Annotated in this window: 19 protein-coding genes and 1 pseudogene; 11 read left to right on the top strand and 9 right to left on the bottom strand. The window is 73.3% G+C overall.

Annotated features, from left to right (window positions below):
- Positions 1 to 92: 92 nt before the first annotated feature.
- Entirely contained in the window at positions 93 to 464 is a 372-nt protein-coding gene (locus OG689_RS43080) for a hypothetical protein (protein ID WP_266328938.1), read from the bottom strand.
- 1,013 nt (positions 465 to 1,477) lie between these two features.
- Here OG689_RS43080 and OG689_RS43075 point away from each other — a divergent pair.
- Positions 1,478 to 2,311, top strand: a pseudogene (locus OG689_RS43075) (DnaJ C-terminal domain-containing protein); the annotation flags it as partial.
- Between the two features lie 226 nt (positions 2,312 to 2,537).
- Here OG689_RS43075 and OG689_RS43070 read toward each other — a convergent pair.
- Together OG689_RS43070 and OG689_RS43065 are read right to left on the bottom strand one after the other, a co-directional pair.
- Positions 2,538 to 2,849, bottom strand: coding sequence for a hypothetical protein (locus tag OG689_RS43070; RefSeq protein WP_266328936.1), 312 nt, complete (start codon positions 2,847 to 2,849; stop codon positions 2,538 to 2,540).
- Positions 2,850 to 2,859: 10 nt separating this feature from the next.
- Positions 2,860 to 3,656, bottom strand: a protein-coding gene (locus OG689_RS43065) for an IS5 family transposase (RefSeq protein ID WP_266329158.1) whose coding sequence is annotated in 2 segments (ribosomal slippage) — positions 2,860 to 3,321 and positions 3,324 to 3,656 — 795 coding nt in all. Because the reading frame shifts where the segments join, the coding sequence is not laid out codon by codon here.
- A 147-nt stretch (positions 3,657 to 3,803) separates the two neighbouring features.
- Here OG689_RS43065 and OG689_RS43060 point away from each other — a divergent pair.
- Positions 3,804 to 5,699, top strand: coding sequence for a hypothetical protein (locus OG689_RS43060; protein WP_266328934.1), 1,896 nt, complete (start codon positions 3,804 to 3,806; stop codon positions 5,697 to 5,699).
- Positions 5,699 to 6,286, top strand: coding sequence for a transcriptional regulator (locus tag OG689_RS43055; protein ID WP_266328932.1), 588 nt, complete (start codon positions 5,699 to 5,701; stop codon positions 6,284 to 6,286). Before OG689_RS43060 ends, OG689_RS43055 begins: the two co-directional genes overlap by 1 nt.
- 76 nt (positions 6,287 to 6,362) lie before the next feature.
- Here OG689_RS43055 and OG689_RS43050 read toward each other — a convergent pair whose 3' ends face one another.
- The 6 genes from OG689_RS43050 to OG689_RS43025 form a co-directional block, all read right to left on the bottom strand.
- Positions 6,363 to 6,530 (bottom strand): hypothetical protein, encoded by a 168-nt coding sequence (locus tag OG689_RS43050; protein ID WP_266328930.1) that lies wholly within the window; start codon positions 6,528 to 6,530, stop codon positions 6,363 to 6,365.
- A gap of 66 nt (positions 6,531 to 6,596) precedes the next feature.
- The gene (locus OG689_RS43045) at positions 6,597 to 6,866 is read right to left on the bottom strand and encodes a hypothetical protein (protein WP_266328928.1); all 270 of its coding nucleotides are present in this window, start codon (positions 6,864 to 6,866) and stop codon (positions 6,597 to 6,599) included.
- Positions 6,867 to 7,080: 214 nt separating this feature from the next.
- On the bottom strand, positions 7,081 to 7,329 hold the full coding sequence (locus OG689_RS43040) for a type II toxin-antitoxin system RelE/ParE family toxin (protein WP_266328926.1): 249 nt from the start codon (positions 7,327 to 7,329) through the stop codon (positions 7,081 to 7,083).
- Positions 7,326 to 7,580, bottom strand: a complete 255-nt coding sequence (locus OG689_RS43035) for a type II toxin-antitoxin system Phd/YefM family antitoxin (RefSeq protein ID WP_266328924.1) — start codon at positions 7,578 to 7,580, stop codon at positions 7,326 to 7,328. Before OG689_RS43035 ends, OG689_RS43040 begins: the two co-directional genes overlap by 4 nt.
- Positions 7,581 to 7,605: 25 nt before the next feature.
- A complete protein-coding gene (locus OG689_RS43030) occupies positions 7,606 to 8,115 on the bottom strand; it encodes a hypothetical protein (protein ID WP_266328923.1) in 510 nt (169 codons plus the stop codon).
- A 68-nt stretch (positions 8,116 to 8,183) separates the two neighbouring features.
- Positions 8,184 to 8,453: a hypothetical protein gene (locus tag OG689_RS43025; RefSeq protein WP_266328921.1), complete on the bottom strand. Its 270-nt coding sequence runs from the start codon at positions 8,451 to 8,453 to the stop codon at positions 8,184 to 8,186.
- Between the two features lie 58 nt (positions 8,454 to 8,511).
- Between OG689_RS43025 and OG689_RS43020 the strand changes: the two genes are divergently transcribed.
- The 8 genes from OG689_RS43020 (at position 8,512) to OG689_RS42985 (ending at position 15,867) form a co-directional block, all read left to right on the top strand.
- On the top strand, positions 8,512 to 8,787 hold the full coding sequence (locus OG689_RS43020) for a hypothetical protein (protein ID WP_266328919.1): 276 nt from the start codon (positions 8,512 to 8,514) through the stop codon (positions 8,785 to 8,787).
- Positions 8,788 to 9,730: 943 nt separating this feature from the next.
- Entirely contained in the window at positions 9,731 to 10,099 is a 369-nt protein-coding gene (locus OG689_RS43015) for an STAS domain-containing protein (protein ID WP_266328917.1), read from the top strand.
- Positions 10,100 to 10,174: 75 nt separating this feature from the next.
- A complete protein-coding gene (locus OG689_RS43010; protein ID WP_266328915.1) occupies positions 10,175 to 10,612 on the top strand; it encodes an NUDIX hydrolase in 438 nt (145 codons plus the stop codon).
- A 140-nt stretch (positions 10,613 to 10,752) separates the two neighbouring features.
- Entirely contained in the window at positions 10,753 to 10,977 is a 225-nt protein-coding gene (locus OG689_RS43005; RefSeq protein WP_266328914.1) for a hypothetical protein, read from the top strand.
- Between the two features lie 248 nt (positions 10,978 to 11,225).
- Complete coding sequence (locus OG689_RS43000; protein ID WP_266328912.1) at positions 11,226 to 12,449, top strand: hypothetical protein; 1,224 nt, start codon at positions 11,226 to 11,228, stop codon at positions 12,447 to 12,449.
- Between the two features lie 272 nt (positions 12,450 to 12,721).
- Positions 12,722 to 13,624 (top strand): hypothetical protein, encoded by a 903-nt coding sequence (locus OG689_RS42995; protein ID WP_266328910.1) that lies wholly within the window; start codon positions 12,722 to 12,724, stop codon positions 13,622 to 13,624.
- 334 nt (positions 13,625 to 13,958) lie between these two features.
- The gene (locus tag OG689_RS42990; RefSeq protein WP_266328908.1) at positions 13,959 to 14,828 is read left to right on the top strand and encodes a hypothetical protein; all 870 of its coding nucleotides are present in this window, start codon (positions 13,959 to 13,961) and stop codon (positions 14,826 to 14,828) included.
- A 242-nt stretch (positions 14,829 to 15,070) separates the two neighbouring features.
- A protein-coding gene (locus tag OG689_RS42985) for an IS5 family transposase (protein ID WP_266329156.1) occupies positions 15,071 to 15,867 on the top strand; the annotation gives its coding sequence in 2 pieces (ribosomal slippage) (positions 15,071 to 15,403 and positions 15,406 to 15,867; 795 coding nt in all).
- The last annotated feature ends 9 nt before the right edge of the window (positions 15,868 to 15,876 follow it).

Here is a 15,876-nt window from a genome sequence, read left to right as displayed (position 1 = left end):
GCTGTGCTGCCGTCACAGCTTCGCCGTGTCCCACCCGTCCCACCCGCAGTCGTCCCTATCGACCTCCGGGATCGTCGCGTGGGCCCCCTGGTTCACGGGCGGGGCCGTTGGTTGGTGCGCCAGGTGATGAAGAGTCCGGTGGTGACGCTGGTGACGGCGGTGAGTGCGCCGGCGCCGCCGATGACGAACAGCACGGTGGCGAGCGCGAGGAGGACCAGCAGGGCGACCAGCTCCAGGACCCTCTCGCCCACGGCCGCGGCCCGGGGCCGGCCCTCCGGCGTCGCGGAGGGCTCCCCGATGGCCACCGGCTGGGGCTCCTGGCCGGCCGGCGGGGCCGGGGCGTTGGTGTCGGGGGAGGGCGTGGGGCCGTCGGTGGGGGGCGCGGGGATCTCCCGCGGGGCGGGGGCCGGGGCGGGCCGGTAGGCGTGGTCGGGGTGCTGTGGGGTGTTGCCGGTGGGGTTCATGTCTGCCAGTACAGAGCCCGGCCGGCCGCCTCCAGGGCCTGCACGAACACTCTCGTAGAGTCTCGATCGCCGCAGGTCAGAGGCGAAACGAACCCTTGCCCGGCCGGACACCTCCACCGGCCCTCAGCTGTTCGGCCGATTTCGGTACCGTTCGGCGCCGTCCCCTCTAGCCTGGAGCTCACACACCACGCAGGGGGACAAAGGTGAGCGACAGGGACGGCTCGACACAGCTGCCGGCACCGTCCTTCGAGCAGGAACTCGCCCGCTTCGCCGAAGACCTGAGGGACCTGCGCATCTCCTGCGGCAACCCCGCGCTGCGCACGTTGGGCCGGCAGGCGCCGGCTGCGCGGGCGCTGTCGGTGTCGGCGTTGAGCGAGGCGTTCACCGGCCGGCGGCTGCCGCGCCTGGATTTCCTGATGGCCGTGGTGCGTACCCTGCTGGCGATCGAGGACGGCCGCCCGGTGCGGCACGACGACGCCCGTCTGGAGGCCTGGCGGTTGCGTTGGCAGGACATGGTGCGCCTGCAGGTGGCGGACCGGCGCGGGCGCGGCATTCCTGGCCCGGACGGCGGGGTGGGGGCTGCGGTTCCGCCGCCCCGGGGGACGCCGGAGCCCGGCGGGGAGACGCTCGGCGGCGACGGCGAGCGTCCGGCCGTGGAGGAGGAGCGGCTGAGGGCGGCGGTGAGCGAGGCGGAGGGCATCCGGGCGGTGGCCACCGCCCGTGCCGAGCAGATCCTCGTCGAGGCGCAGGCCGAACGCGACCAGGCGGCCGTCGAACTTGCGCGGCTGCGCGGCAGGGTCGCGGACGAGCTCGCGGCTGCGAAGGCGAAGGCCCGCCAGGAGATGGCCCAGGCCGCGGCGGACGCCGCCCGTATCCGCGAGCACGCCGAACAGGAGGCCGCGCAGCGGTTGGCCGCGGCAACCGCACCACCGCGGCCGGACGGCCCGGATGGGGCCGGGAACCACACGGACGGCCCGGACGACACCGTCCGGCGTCCTGCCGGGCCGGATCCGGAGAAGTACCCCAGACCGAGGCGCCGGCGCGGCCAGGACGCGGTGATCCGGCAGGAGATCACCCTGGAGGAGGCCGCGTTCGGCACCACCAAGGAATTCCAGGTCGACACCGCCGTCACCTGCGCCACCTGCTCCGGCGCCGGCGCGGCCCCCGGCACCTCGGCGCAGGAGTGCGACACCTGCCAGGGCAGGGGCCAGGTCTCGCAGGTCACCCGGACCTTCCTGGGCACCACCACGTCCTTGCGGCGGTGCCCGCGGTGCCAGGGGTTCGGCACGGTCGTGCCGGCCCCGTGCCCGGAGTTGGTCTGCGAAGACGGCCGGATCCGTGTCCGCCACACCCTCACGGTCAAGATTCCGGCCGGGGTCGACAACGGCACCCGGATCCAGCTGGCGGGCGAGGGCGAGGCCGGTCCCGGCGGCGGCCCGGCCGGCGACCTGTACGTGGAGATCGAAGAGAGCGCCCATCCGACCTTCCAGCGGCGCGGCGACGACCTGCACTGCACGGTCACCATCCCGATGACCGCCGCCGTCCTCGGCACCCAGGTGCCGCTGCAGACCCTGGACGGGCCGCACGACGTCGACATCCGCCCCGGCACCCAGTCCGGCCGGTCCATCCCGCTGCACGGCCGGGGCATCACCCACCTGCGTAGCGGCGGCCGCGGCGACCTGATCATGCACATCGTGGTGGAGATCCCCACCACGCTCGACGCCGAGCAGGAACAACTGGTCCGACAACTGGCGGCGCTGCGCGACGAGGAACACCCCTCCAGCCGGTTCGCGCCGGGCGAGCAAGGACTGTTCTCCCGTCTGAAGGACGCGTTCAACGGCCGCTGAAGTCCGGCGGCCGGCCCTCCCCTGACCTTGCCGCACAGTGCGCATCCCGTCCTTGCGCGGAGCCTCTTCCGGTGGTGATGGCGGAGCCGGCCCAGCTGCGGCCGGTGATTCATTCGGAGGCGGACCCGCTGCAGCTTTCGCCCGGGTGGCGTGGGTGGTTTCCGCCGGGCCTCAGGCGTGTACAGGCCGGTCGGTCGCGATGGCTCCGGGAACCGTAGGGGAGAGCCTAGAGGGGCAGCTCGTGGCTGTTGCCGCGGATGCGTAGTTCGGTGGAGCCGGGGCTCCAGCCGGTTACGAGGAATGCGGCGGCGGGGCCTTTGACGGTCAGCTGTCGGTCGTCGCCGTGGCGGACGGCCAGGGTGGCGTCCGCGTCCTGCAGGACGATGGTGCCGGCCCACTGCGCCTGGCCTTCGATGTGCTCGTCGGGGCGGGCGAACGGCCTCGCGGGGATCGGTTCCGTCCAGCGGCTCAGGTCAGCGTGGCAGGGGTATGGCGATCCACCGGCCGACACGGTGGCATCCCCGGTGTAGGTGGTCATAGAGATTGTCTCATTTGGTGAGTCTGCGGTGGCAGATGAGGGTGGCGGCGATGGTGGCGAAGGCTGCGAAGTGGTCGGCCTTGCGTTCGTAGCGACGGTGGAGCCGGCGGAAGCCTCCGAGCCAGGCCATCGTCCGTTCGATGGTCCAGCGGTGGCGGCCGAGGCGGGTGGAGGCCTCGACGCCGCGGCGGGCGATGCGGTGAGCAATCTGGCGGCGTCGCAGGTAGGCCCGGATGAAGCGGTGGTCGTAGGCTTTGTCGGCATGAAGTTTGCCGGGTCGCCGACGCCTGGGGCCGCGGCGGGACCGGATCGGCGGGACAGCCTCGACGAGCGGGATCAGGGCCTGGCTGTCGTGGAGGTTGGCCCCGGAGATCGCAACCGAAAGGGGCAGACCGGTACGTTCGGTGAGCAGATGGATCTTCGAACCGTACTTGCCCCGATCTACAGGATTCGGACCTGTCAGATCCCCTTTTTCAGGGCCCGCATGTTCACCGAGTCGACCGCGCAGCGGGACCAGTCCAGCTTGCCCCGGGCGCCGAGCTCGTCCAGGACCAGGCGGTACAGCTTGGCCCACACCCGCGCCGCGGTCCACTCGGTGAAGCGCCGGTGCGCGGTCGGACCGGACGGGCCGAAGCACGGCGGCAGCTGAGCCCAAGTACACCCTGACGTTGCGACGAACACGATCGCGGCCGGCACCTCGCGGTCCCCGTGCCGCCGCCGACCGCCGCCCTGCGGACGCGTCGGCGCCGGGGGCACCACCCGCTGGAACAGTTCCCACAACTCGTCCGGCACGAGACGATCCACGATCAGCACACCCGGAGTCTACTCAAACATCCAAATGAGATGACTTCATAGTGCCAGTGTGAGCCCGCGCCGAACCCGCCGCACATCCCAGGATAGTCATATTTCGCATTCCTTATTGGAAATATGCATGAAATGGGGTAGACTGAGGCCATGTCACTGAGCACGCTGCAAACGCTGCGCATCACGGTCGCGGCACTGCGCCAGGTCACCGAGGAGACCCAGGGGCAGCTGGCGGCCGGGATCGGCCTGACCCAGGAAAAGGTGTCCCGTCGTCAGTCGGGTGCCACGGTGTGGACGCTGGACGACGTCGACGCGCTGGCCGCGCACTGGGGCCTGGACGTCCTGGACCTGCTGGCCGGCCCCACCCGTGCCACCGAGGCCTACAGCACCCGCCACCACCGGCCGGGCCCGGCGGCCACCGGCGAGCTTCTCCCTGCCACCTTCGCCGCCGCCCCGGCCCCGCCCGCTGCCGCCGCACCCGCGGCGACGAAGTCCCGGTCCACCGATCCGGCCCCGACCACCCCTGCGGCGGCTGCACCCGCCGCAACCCCGCCGCCGGTGACCGCGGTGGCCCCAGTGGTGCCGGTCGTCCTGGACGTCGCCGTCGAGCTCGACCGCGGCCCGGACGGCGAGCTGCTGCTCACCGACCCCGCGCCGTGCGTGCGGTGCGGGCGCCCGACGCCGTACCGGGCCGGGGGCCGCCCGCTGCACGCCGGCGGCTGGTGCACCCCCGCCGCCCCGGTGGAGCCCGCAGGCCTCGCCGACGCCGCCCAGCAGGCCGTACAGGCCGCCGTGGCACCGGACACCACGCCCGCACCGGCCGGCGGGCCCACCGCCCCCGCAGGCCTCGCCGAGAGGGCCCAGCAGGCCGTCCAGGCCGTCCTCGGCCAACCGCCCGCCCCTGCCACCACCACGCCCGTCGCGGCCCCCTCCCGGCCCGCTGAAGCCCCCGCCCCGCCGACACCGACCCCGGCCGAAGCCGCAACGAGTCCCGCCGAGCAGACACCCGCCGCCGCGCCCACCCCGCCCGGCCCGGCTGCGCCAGCGGCCGCCGAGGCCGGTGCGGCCGGTGCTCCGGTCCGCACGGAGCCGGCGACGTTGGCGGAGTTGCTGGACCTGATCCGGCGTCCGGTCGAGCGGGAGCTGGCCCGGCACGGCGGCGACGTGGACGCCGCCACCGCCGCCTTGGTGAAGAAGGCGATCCCGGATGCGATGGCGCTGCTCGCCGTTTCCCGGGTCGGCGCGCGCTATGAGCACACGGATCATCCGCCGCTGCCGGACATTCTGAAGAAGGCGTCGAAGGCGTCGGCGGATCAGGTGTGGGAGGCGCGCCCGAAGTGGAAGAACTCCGCGCTCATCAAAAGCGCTGGTTCGGAATTGACGGTGTCGGCGCTGGATATGAACGGCGCCTATCTCTCCGCCCTCAAGTCGCACCTGCCGATCGGGAAGCTGTCGAAGGACACCTCCGGCGTGTGGGATCCGAGGCAGGCCGGCCTCTACCTCGCCACCCCGCCGGCCTGGGAGCACCCGGACCTGCCGAACCCCATCGGCAACCGGGACGAGCCGGGCCCGCTCTGGCTCACGTCCAGCACGATGCGGATGCTCCAGCGCCTGGCCGGCCCGAAGTTCGGCCTGTGTGAGGCGCCGGTCATCCACGAGGCGTGGACGGCCTACTCGACGGAGAACATCCTGGAGAACTTCCGCCAGGCCCTCGGCGCCGCGCGCGACACCGCCATCGCCGAGAACGACGCCGTCACGCTGGAGTACGTGAAGGCGATGTATTCCAAGTTCGTCTCCACGATCGGCCTTTCCACCGCGAATCATAAAATGAAGAGGCCGGACTGGATGCACATCATCCGGGCGCAGGCCTTCGCGAATCTGTGGTGGAAGGGCAAGAAGGCCCACGACGCCGGACTCACCATCGTGCAGATGATGGGTACCGACGAACTCCACCTCGTCGGTGACTGGCGCAGCGTTTTCCCGGAGGGCCGGAAGGTCACCGAAGTGAAACTGAAGGACACCTACACCATCGGGGGCGGTAAGTAATGGCCGGACGTTGGATGGAATTCGGGAAGTACGGCGCGGCCGGAATTCCCGGCTGGCTCGCCATCGCGCGCGGGCTGGACGACTTGGTCACCGGTCCCGTTTCTCCGGTGACGAGCAAGCGCGGCCTGGCCGCACGCGTCCGGTACCTCACCCGCTCCGCCGCCGGTTATGAGGCGATGGCCCGGGCCGGAATCACCGCCAAGCCCCGCACCATCAAGAACTGGATCAAGACCGGAAAGGCGACCCCCGCCAACCGGGAGATGGTCGACGCCGCGTACTGGACATTGCGGCGCCACAACGTCGTCACCGACCTCAAGCGCCGGCTGAACAACAACGGCGCCGGCACCCGGGTGGAGATCTACCCCGTCGACCAGGCCGGCGTCGACGAGAAGCGTCGCCGCGACATCTCCCACCGGGCGATCAACGTTCGCGGCGCCTGGGACGACATGGTCGACGCCTGGGACAAGGGCCCCAACGACCCGTCCGCGGCCGAGATGCTCGACGTGATCTGGGACGAGGTCATCACCGACCTCGGCTCCGACTACGACGCCTACTCCTACGTCACCCACATCGGATTCGCCGCCTGAACCACCGTGCAATGCAGACGGGTCGGCCCCGGAGGGACGGTTCCCTCCGGGGCCAACCCGCGTTTCGGACCCTGCGTCAGCGGCGGCGGCCGCGCGCCCCCGCGCCGCCGAGCACACCCCAGGTGGAGTCGTCGGCAGCCCCCCAGGTGGAGTCGGGCACCGCGCCCCACGTGGAGTCCCGCACGGCGGGCAGCAGCCCGCCCTGCGGGCCTGCGGCGGGCAGCTGGGAAATGGTCACCGGCATGGAGGCCTCCTTCACGAGCGGGTGGAGTAGAAGCGCCACCGCCGCCGCCCCCGGCCGCACCCACCCCTACCGGGCCCGCTCCACGGGGCAGACCTCGGCCAGCAGGTCCAGTAGGTACTCCGTCACCTGCTCCGCCTCGCCGGCCCGCACCCGCGTGTAGACGGCGGTGCGCAGCTGCGCGTCGACCGTCTGCAGGACGTACCCGTCCACCAGGCCGCCGGCGCCCGGGCGTTGGCGGGCCAGGATCTGCCGGGGCCGGCCTTCCTCTTCGGCCAGGACCTCGACGTCCTCGGCGTCCGGGCAGTCCCGAAGCTGGTGCACCCACTGGGTTGGCATGCCGACCATTCTTCCCCCCGGAATTGCCGCCAAGGCCGCGCCGGGTGCCCCGGCCGGCCGCCGCGCCGCACGGACGGACAGGCAGCCGGCTCCCCCGAGCCCTGGGCACAGCCCGTGCCGACGGCTGCCTCGGCCCCGGCACGCCGCGGCCCCGGCACGCCGCGGCCCGGGCCGCTGCTGCGGTCCGGGGCCGAGAGGGCACTGCGGGGGCCTGCTAGGCCCGGCCGAGGTGGAAGACGGTGACGGTGACCGTCTGGTCGTGGACCTCGTACTGGACGCGGTAGAAGCCGACCTGGATGCGGTAGATGCCGCTGGCCCCGATGGTGAAGGCTCCGGCGGGACGGGGATTGTCGGCCAGGAGGTCGACGGCGAGGAAGACCTGCTCGATGCCCTCACGGTCGCTGGCGGCGTGCTTCTCCGCAGCGGCCAGGGCGGAGGGCTCCCAGGTGACGCGGTAGGTCACGAGGCGTCCCCGAAGACCCGCCGGCGCGCCTCGTCCTGCGGGATACCGGGGCCGCTCTCGCCACGCTCCTTGCGCGCCAGGTACTCGGCGGCCACCCGGTGGTACTCCAGCTCCTCCAGCTCGGCCGGGCTGATCAGCACCGCCATAGTCTGCCCCCGGTCGGTGAGGGCGACGTGCTTCTGCTCCGCGCTGACCTGCCGGGCAAGAGCCCCGAGCTTGTTCCGGGCCTCAGTGATGGGGTAGGTGTCCATGCGCACAACTCTACACAAGTGCGCACTACTGCGCAGTTGATTGACATTCGAGGCCGGACGGCGCGGAGCCGGCCTGCGGGTTGTGCGCCGCCCAGGCGAGGGCCCGGTCAATGACCGCCAACAGCGCCGGCAGGTCGGCTTGGACGTCGCCCAGGACGGTGCTCGGCGCGGTGGCGGCGACGGCACCCACGGCAAGGAGAGCGAGCTGCTCGGCACTGGTCAGGTCCGGGGCGCCCTCGGTGCCGGCGGCGCCCAGGAGCACGTAGGCGTCCAGGCGGTAGCGCAGCCCGCAGCTCACCTCGCCGCTCCCGCCCGGGACGATCTCGCGACCCAGCACCCGCCGCACCGCCTCGGCGAACGTATCCAGCACCCGACGGTGCGCACCGTCGCCCTGCCGCGCCGCCAGCGCCTCCACCCATGTGGCGGCCCGCTCCCCGACGGCGCCAGCCTCGACCAGTACCTCGCGCACCGCCCGGCCCACCTCGCCCCCGTCGCCGTCGTGCAGCGCCGTGGTGACGGGGAGGCAGGTCGTCACGTCGTAGGCCGGTGCAACCGCGGCTGCATCCGGCCGGTCACGGGACGCGGCGCCCCCTGCCAGGCCGCTCAACGGACGCTCCCCCTCGGGCAGACCTCGGCCAGCAGGTCCAGTAGGTACTCCGTCACCTGCCCCGCCTCGCCGGCCTGCACCCACGTGTACACGGCCGTGCGCAGCTGCACGTCGACCGTCTGCAGGACGTACCCGTCCACCAGGCCGCCGGCGCCGGGCCGTTCGCGGGCCAGGATCTGCCGGGGCCGGCCTTCCTCTTCGGCCAGGACCTCGACGTCCTCGGCGTCCGGGCAGTCCCGAAGCTGGTGCACCCACTGGGTTGGCATGCCAACCATTCTCCTCCCGCCGCGGCCGCCCCCGGTCCACTCGGGCCGAACTACCGCAGTGGGCGCGCCGGGTGGCCTGGCCGGCCGTCGCGCCGCCGGTGCCCGGGGCCTGGCGGTCGGTACCGCCTGGTGCGGGCGCCCGCCGGCGCCTGAGACGCACACCTCGCAGCGCGAGCGCCTCGCCGAGCTGCGCGCCGTACGCGACGCGGCCGTCGTCGCGGTGCGCCGGCATCCGACGATGGTGCGGGCGCTCGCGGAGGGCTGTTGGGCGGCGACCGATGTGGCGCTGTTCCACGCTACCGAGCCGACGCCGGAGCCAGCCGACGCGGGGTAGCGGACCGTCCGCCCGGCCCGGCCCCACCTGGTCGTGTCGTCCTGCGCTGAGTGCGGCCGTGACCGTGATGCCACGGGGTCGTTGAACGCCGTGTACGCCCATTGCGGCGCACACTCATCCCGTCCTGCGGACGCCGCGCACAGCCCCCCGGGCGGTCGTCCGCAGGACGGTGCCGCATCCGCGCGGGCGCCTGCGGGCCTGCGCCGCCCAGGCCGGTGCGGCTGCCACCTGTGGTGCCCTGCCCCGGTTCCGGCAGGCCTCCGTGGCGGCGCCGGGGCGGTCGTAGGCTGGAGAGTACTGGGATGGAGCGCGTCCGCCGGGCGAGGCGGACGCCGCGCGAACCGTAGGGAGAGGGTCCCGAAGGTTCGCGCGCCGGGCCCGGCGAGTGCCGACGGTGTTCGCCGGCCCGGTCCCGCCCGTGCGCCGCCCTACTTGCTCAGCGGGCCGACCAGACCGGGCAATCGGGGGCGTGCCTCGTCCACACGATCACGCCGCCGCCCTCGCGCACGTCCCGGCTGCGCACGGCCGCGCAGCACCCGACGGCCGGCAGGCTCTGCCCGGCCGGTACGGCGCTGCCCGCCCTCGGCGGCGCGGCGGCAGCCCGCGCAGGACCCGGTGCCGGCCGCGCGGGGCGATTCTGCGGCGCGGGCCTCGGCCCCACCAGGTCGAGGGGAAGGCCCAGGGCCCGGGCACGGCTACCACGACGGTTTCGACGCTCGGACATGCCGAACACCCTGCCCGCCCCCACCCGCGCAGGCGCCCCGCTGCGCCCGCGACACGCCGCCCCGGCCCCCGTCGGGCACCCGGGGTGAGCAACAGTGCTTTCGGCCCTTGGGGGCCTGCGGGCCGCGCCGTACGGTGGATGGACCAGCCCAATGCCACCGGCGCGCAAGATACGCGCTGGTGGCCGTTGACGACGACGCGACAGGGGAGGGGAGAGGGCGTGAGCCACCCCACCGACCCGAGCTTCACCACGGCCGTGCACGGCACCACAGCCGGCCCGATCGTCCAGGCCGCCGGCGAACTCGACCTCGACGCCGCCCCCATCCTCGACACCGCCCTGCACCGCGCCCTCGCAGCCGACCCCTCGGCCGACCGTCTGGTGATCGACCTGGCGGGCGTCACCTTCTGCGACTCCTCGGGCCTGGGCGCCCTGCTGCGCGCCCGCATCGCCACCGAGCAGGCGGGTCTGACCCTTCACCTGGCCCGACCCGCCCACGCGGTGGCGAAGGTGCTGGAGCTCACCGGCGCCTACAGGGTGTTCCCCGTCGACCGGGACGGGCCCGCCCTCCCGTACCCCCACGCAGTCTGACCCCGAGGGGCTCGCGCCGCCGGACCGGACCAGGGCAGGCCGTGGCGTCGGCGCCGGTTGTGGGAACAATCGAGGATGACGGAGAGGACGCGGGTGATGGCTGCGGTACGGGTCGATGTCGCGTACACGCTGGTGAGCGACGAGGGCGGGGAGCGGGTGCTGCTGGTGCGCAACCGGGACTCCTGGAGTCTGCCGGGCGGCCGGCGGGAGGACGGCGAGAGCCTCGCGCAGGCGGCTGTGCGCGAGACCGAGGAGGAGGCCGGCGTCGTCGTGGAGGCCGGCGCGGTGGTGCACGTCAGCGAACGGATCGACGCCGAGCTGCACGACGTGTTCACCGTCTTCCGCGCAGAACTGCTGTCGGGCACGCCGTCGGCCGGCCACCTCGACGAGGACGTGTCCGAGGTGGCCTGGGTGCCCGTGGCGCGGGCCGGCGAGCTGATGCCGTGGTACGCCGACGGGGTCCAGGCGCTGTTGGCGGCGGGCGGCGCCGGCTACGGCACCACCCGCCAGTGACCGCCGCCCGGAACCGCGACGCCACCGCGACGCAGCACCCCGCGCTGCCGACTGACCAGCCGCCAGCAGCCCCCGCCACCGCAGGCCGCAGCCGGGCCGCGGTGGCGTCGGCCCCCTGGTCGAGCTGGAAGACTGACGGGATGTCTGACCGTCGCGCGCTGCACAGCCTGTTCTCCTCGTCCCCCATCGACGCCCCGCTGCCCACCGGCGGCCGGGACCGGCTGCTGCCGGTGGAGCGCGCCCCCTTCCGGGAACCGCCCGCCCCCGCCGACGAAGACGACCCGCCGCAGTGCGCCCAGCCGCAGACCGGCCGCCGCCTGGGCCCGGGCGGCGCCGCCTACCCGGCCAACGACGCCACCCGCTGACCGACCACGCAGCAGCCTTTGCGGGAGTGCGGACAGCTGCGCAATCCCGCAAGGCGGCTGCGCACGCACCCGCACTCCCGCAAAGGCCGCGCTGCGCACGCACCCGCTTGCGCAGCGCGGCCTTTGCGCACGGGCTGCGCGGCTGCGCAGCGCGGCGCCCCGGGCGGCTGCGCGGTGCGGTCGGCGGGCGTCGACTCTGGTGGGGCCTTTTCCGTAGCGCGCTTCGTATCCGGGAGTAAGATCATCCGGTGACTTCCGAAGCGCCGCTACGAAATGATGATCCCTCGGGTACGGCCTCGCCGGGCCCGCTGTGCGGCTGGTGCGAGGCGCCACTGCCGCCCGCACCCAAGGGCCGGCCCCGCGCCTACTGCGATCTGTCGTGTAAGTCGAAGGCCGCCCGCCAGCGCATCGCGCAGCGCCCCAAGCCAGCCGTCGTCGAGGTCTCTGCCAGCTCGGCCCCGGTCGCGTTCGCGCTCCCGCCGGGCGTCCTGGCTGCCGCCGCCGAGGATGAGCCGGCCGGCCCGCGCCGGCGTGTCCTGGAGCTCGCCGACGCGCTCGCCGGCGCCGCCTACTACTTCGCCCGCACCGTCGACGACAGCGACCCCACCCAGGCCCTGACCAGGCTGCGCACCGCCGTGCCCTGGTTCGCCACGCGGCTCCTGGAGCAGGCGCAGGCCGCGCACGACGAGGCCGTTGCCGCCCTCGCGCCCCGCCCCGCCACACACCTTGATGCCCCCTCCGGGCACCTTGATGGCCCGGCCGTTTCGAATCGGCGCTTCGAAAAGCGGGCCTCTGTCGGTGGGACAACCCCGGCCGGGACCGCCTTCGGGAACGGGACAACCACGCCTGCGGTCGCCTCCCGCCCGGGCCCGGTCGAGTCGTCCGGGCCGAGCTCGGCCGGCCGCCCCGGGGGTCCGCGTCTTACGGATCGCTTCGTAAATCAGCCGACCCCGGCCGAACTGGAAGAGGCCCGGCGCATGCTGTCCAGCCCGCAAGTGCTCGCCCGCGTCTCGCCCCAGCTGCGAGGCCGCGACACGACGCCCGCGCCCGTTCCCGCACCGGCGGGCGGCGCCCCGCAGCCCGGCAACCGGCCCGCACCCGCCGCCGCGGCTGCCCCCACCCGGGAACAGCTGCGGCAGCCGGCCGACGGGGAGCGTCTGGTGGCTGCGCCGCCGACCCCCTATGAGCGGGGCTTCGGGGACTGCGACGTCCTACTGGCGCTGCCGCGGCTCGGCGCGGGCTGGGAGCTGGCCGGCTGGAGGGACAACAACCTCGCCTACTTCGTGCTCCACGACGGGGAGATCGTCGGCTGGGTCGAGATCGGCATCGGCGCCGTCCCGCGCTGGGCCGCCATCATCGACGGCCACTTCCTCACCGACACCGCCACGGGGGAGCTGCTCTTCCACGCCAGCCCGGAGCTGGCGGCCCGCACCGTCCGCCAGGCCCGCCTCGCGCCCCGGCCCGGCCGGTGACGTGAAGGCGGTGCGCGCCGCGGGCAATGGTGTGCGGCGCGCACCACCCGCCGATCCTCCCAGAGCCGCGCCAGCCGCTGGCCCGTAGGTGGTCAACGGTCTGGCTTTCGTGACGCGACCCTGCCTGAGACCGGGACATCAGCCCGATAGCGGATGGACCCAACAACCAAGCCGGCCCGTAAGCCGGCTGCTCAAGATTCTTTGTCGCTCTGGACCTCTGCCGCGCCCGGTAATGGGGGAACCTCCCCATGGACGACTGGAGGAGTCAGAGAATGACCGCGACCACTACGCCGTGCGTGCTCACCCAGGCGGCAGCCGCCTTGCGGGAGACCGCCGCCCGAGTCGGGATCTCCAAGCGGTGTGTGCCCGCTGAGGAGATGGCCAGCCGGAAAGTGGACCAGGAGCACATCCTCGTCCTGCTTTTGGTAGGCCGGGAAATGCCCTTCGGAGACAGGTCCCACCCTCACTTCTTCACGGTGTCGGCCCGCCTTGCCAGGTTCGGTTGGCGCTTCGGGACTGTGGACCTCTGGCTGTTCACGACGGAGGGTCGGCGGTTCGGCAAGTTGACGCAGGTCGCCGTGGCGCCCTTCAAGCCCCGGGAGGTGCTGCTCGCCGCTCTCGCGGCCCGCTGGGCGGCGATCGAGGGCGACTACGAGACAGTGGACAACTTCACGCGGAAGGTGCTCGGGCGGGTGCGACCGGAGCTGTGGCGCGAAGGGGTGGTGGATGCGCTATTGGGTGACTGGGTGGAGCACCTCGGTGGCTACCTGACCGATCCCGAGCTGACGCGGATCCTACGGGAGTACGCGGAGGTGGAGCGACGGCGGTGGCATCCGTTGTGGGAACGCCGGGCGGGGCACAGCCGACTGCTCATGGCTGGCGCCGCGATCGGCGACGGCCTGGTCCTGGAGGACCTCTTCTCCGACCGGCGCACGGCCGAGGACCGTGCACTGGAACACTTGCTCGGCGACGAGCGGGTGCGTTCCGTCCTTCGCCGGCTCAAGGCCGAGGAGAAGGCAGTGGCGGCGCTGTGGGCCCAAGGTGCGGGCACATGGGCCGAGGCCGCCCTCCGGGCGGGCCTTCCGGAGACGTACGGGGATCGGGTCCGCCGCAAGCTGCACCGGCTCGGTGCGCAGCAGGTCGAGCGCGCCGGCGCCGTGGCGGTGGCACGGTGAGCGGGATCTTGTACGCGGCGCTGCCGGAGTTCCTCGGCGGCCTCGCCGCAGCCGTGGCCGTGGCGGGAGGCAGCGCGGCCCTACGCGCCGTTCGGGCCTGGAGGAAGCGGTAGCGAACAGCGGGGCGCGGCGAGGGGCGGGGCTGGGCGACCGTTCCCGGGACGGCTCCCATGGGCAGCCGCGGCCCGCTTTTCGTGACGCCGAAGGGCTGTCCCAGGCCTGTGTCCTAGGACATCCACCCCCCGTTTGCCCAGGTGGGGAGGCCGCGCTGCGGGCCCGCGTCACGGATCACGATCCCGCCGTCACGACCTTGTGCCGCCGTACGCTGGATCAGGTGATCCCCGATCAGCACGGCCCCGAGCCGGCCCCGCGGTGCGCGGCCTGCGGCAAGCACCTGCCGCCCTCCGGGCGGGGCCGCCCGCGGGCCTACTGCGACACGGCCTGCCGGTCCGCGGCCTACCGGCGCCGGCGCACCGCGCCACCGGCCGCCACCGTCCCCGCCGACATGGTCCTGCCGAACATCACCGGCACACCGAGCGAGCAACTGCCCGCCATCGCCGAGGCCCTCGCCGACGACGTCCACCTCTACCTCGACGCCCTGTACAACGGCGAGGCCGGCGACGTCGAGCAGCTGCTCGCCGACCTCCACCAGGACTGGCCCGCCGTCCTCGACCGCCTCCTGGAGCAGGCCCGCCTCGCCCACGCCGAGCACGCCCAGGCCGCCGACACCGACACCACCGCCGCGAGGCCGCGGCCACCCGCCGGCCGCCCACCCGCACCCCGCCCCGCCGCCCAGGCCGGGCCTGACCGCTCCCCCGCCGGCCGGGAGAAATGGGACTCCCTCCTCGACGACACCCCCACCGCCCCACCACCCCCACCCACCCTGCCCACCGACCGCCACGGCCCCACCGACACCGAACACCCCCTGCCCCAAGCCGGCCCCACCTGGACACTGCGCACCTGGAGCAGCCTGGGCGAGCGCCCCACCGTCCACCTCGTCAAGTTGCGCGGCCTCTTCCCTGGCCCCGAGGGCTGGGTCGAATACGGCCTCACCGGCCCCCACTGGTCCGCCATCCTGCTGCGCTCCGCCGGCGAGCCCATCCACCTCCTGGACTTCCGCGACCGTCCCCAGCGCCACGCCACCGCCCAACTCGCTGCCCTGGCCGTCGTCAACGCCTTCCGCCGGGGCCTGGCCCTGCGCTGAGCACCGGCCCGCCGGCCTCGCCCCGGTCCCGCCGGGCCGCCCACCGGCCGCCCGGCCCCGCCCGCAGCCCGCGACTCCACCAACACCACGGGCGTACGGAACCCGAGCGAGCACTACTTCCCACAGAAGTAGTCGGCCCTCCCGCACCCTGGTTGTCCCGCACCCTGACCAGCCAGAACACCCCACCGAGCCCACTAAGAAGTCATCTCATTTGGATGTTTGAGTAGACTCCGGGTGTGCTGATCGTGGATCGTCTCGTGCCGGACGAGTTGTGGGAACTGTTCCAGCGGGTGGTGCCCCCGGCGCCGACGCGTCCGCAGGGCGGCGGTCGGCGGCGGCACGGGGACCGCGAGGTGCTGGCCGCGATCGTGTTCGTCGCAACGTCAGGGTGTACTTGGGCTCAGCTGCCGCCGTGCTTCGGCCCGTCCGGTCCGACCGCGCACCGGCGCTTCACCGAGTGGACCGCGGCGCGGGTGTGGGCCAAGCTGTACCGCCTGGTCCTGGACGAGCTCGGCGCCCGGGGCAAGCTGGACTGGTCCCGCTGCGCGGTCGACTCGGTGAACATGCGGGCCCTGAAAAAGGGGATCTGACAGGTCCGAATCCTGTAGATCGGGGCAAGTACGGTTCGAAGATCCATCTGCTCACCGAACGTACCGGTCTGCCCCTTTCGGTTGCGATCTCCGGGGCCAACCTCCACGACAGCCAGGCCCTGATCCCGCTCGTCGAGGCTGTCCCGCCGATCCGGTCCCGCCGCGGCCCCAGGCGTCGGCGACCCGGCAAACTTCATGCCGACAAAGCCTACGACCACCGCTTCATCCGGGCCTACCTGCGACGCCGCCAGATTGCTCACCGCATCGCCCGCCGCGGCGTCGAGGCCTCCACCCGCCTCGGCCGCCACCGCTGGACCATCGAACGGACGATGGCCTGGCTCGGAGGCTTCCGCCGGCTCCACCGTCGCTACGAACGCAAGGCCGACCACTTCGCAGCCTTCGCCACCATCGCCGCCACCCTCATCTGCCACCGCAGACTCACCAAATGAGACAATCTC

Origin of the sequence: Kitasatospora sp. NBC_00240, from assembly GCF_026342405.1 — a bacterium.
GTDB lineage: Bacteria > Actinomycetota > Actinomycetes > Streptomycetales > Streptomycetaceae > Kitasatospora.
Note: the sequence above shows the minus strand (reverse complement) of the source record. Positions and strands in the feature narration are given on the sequence as shown.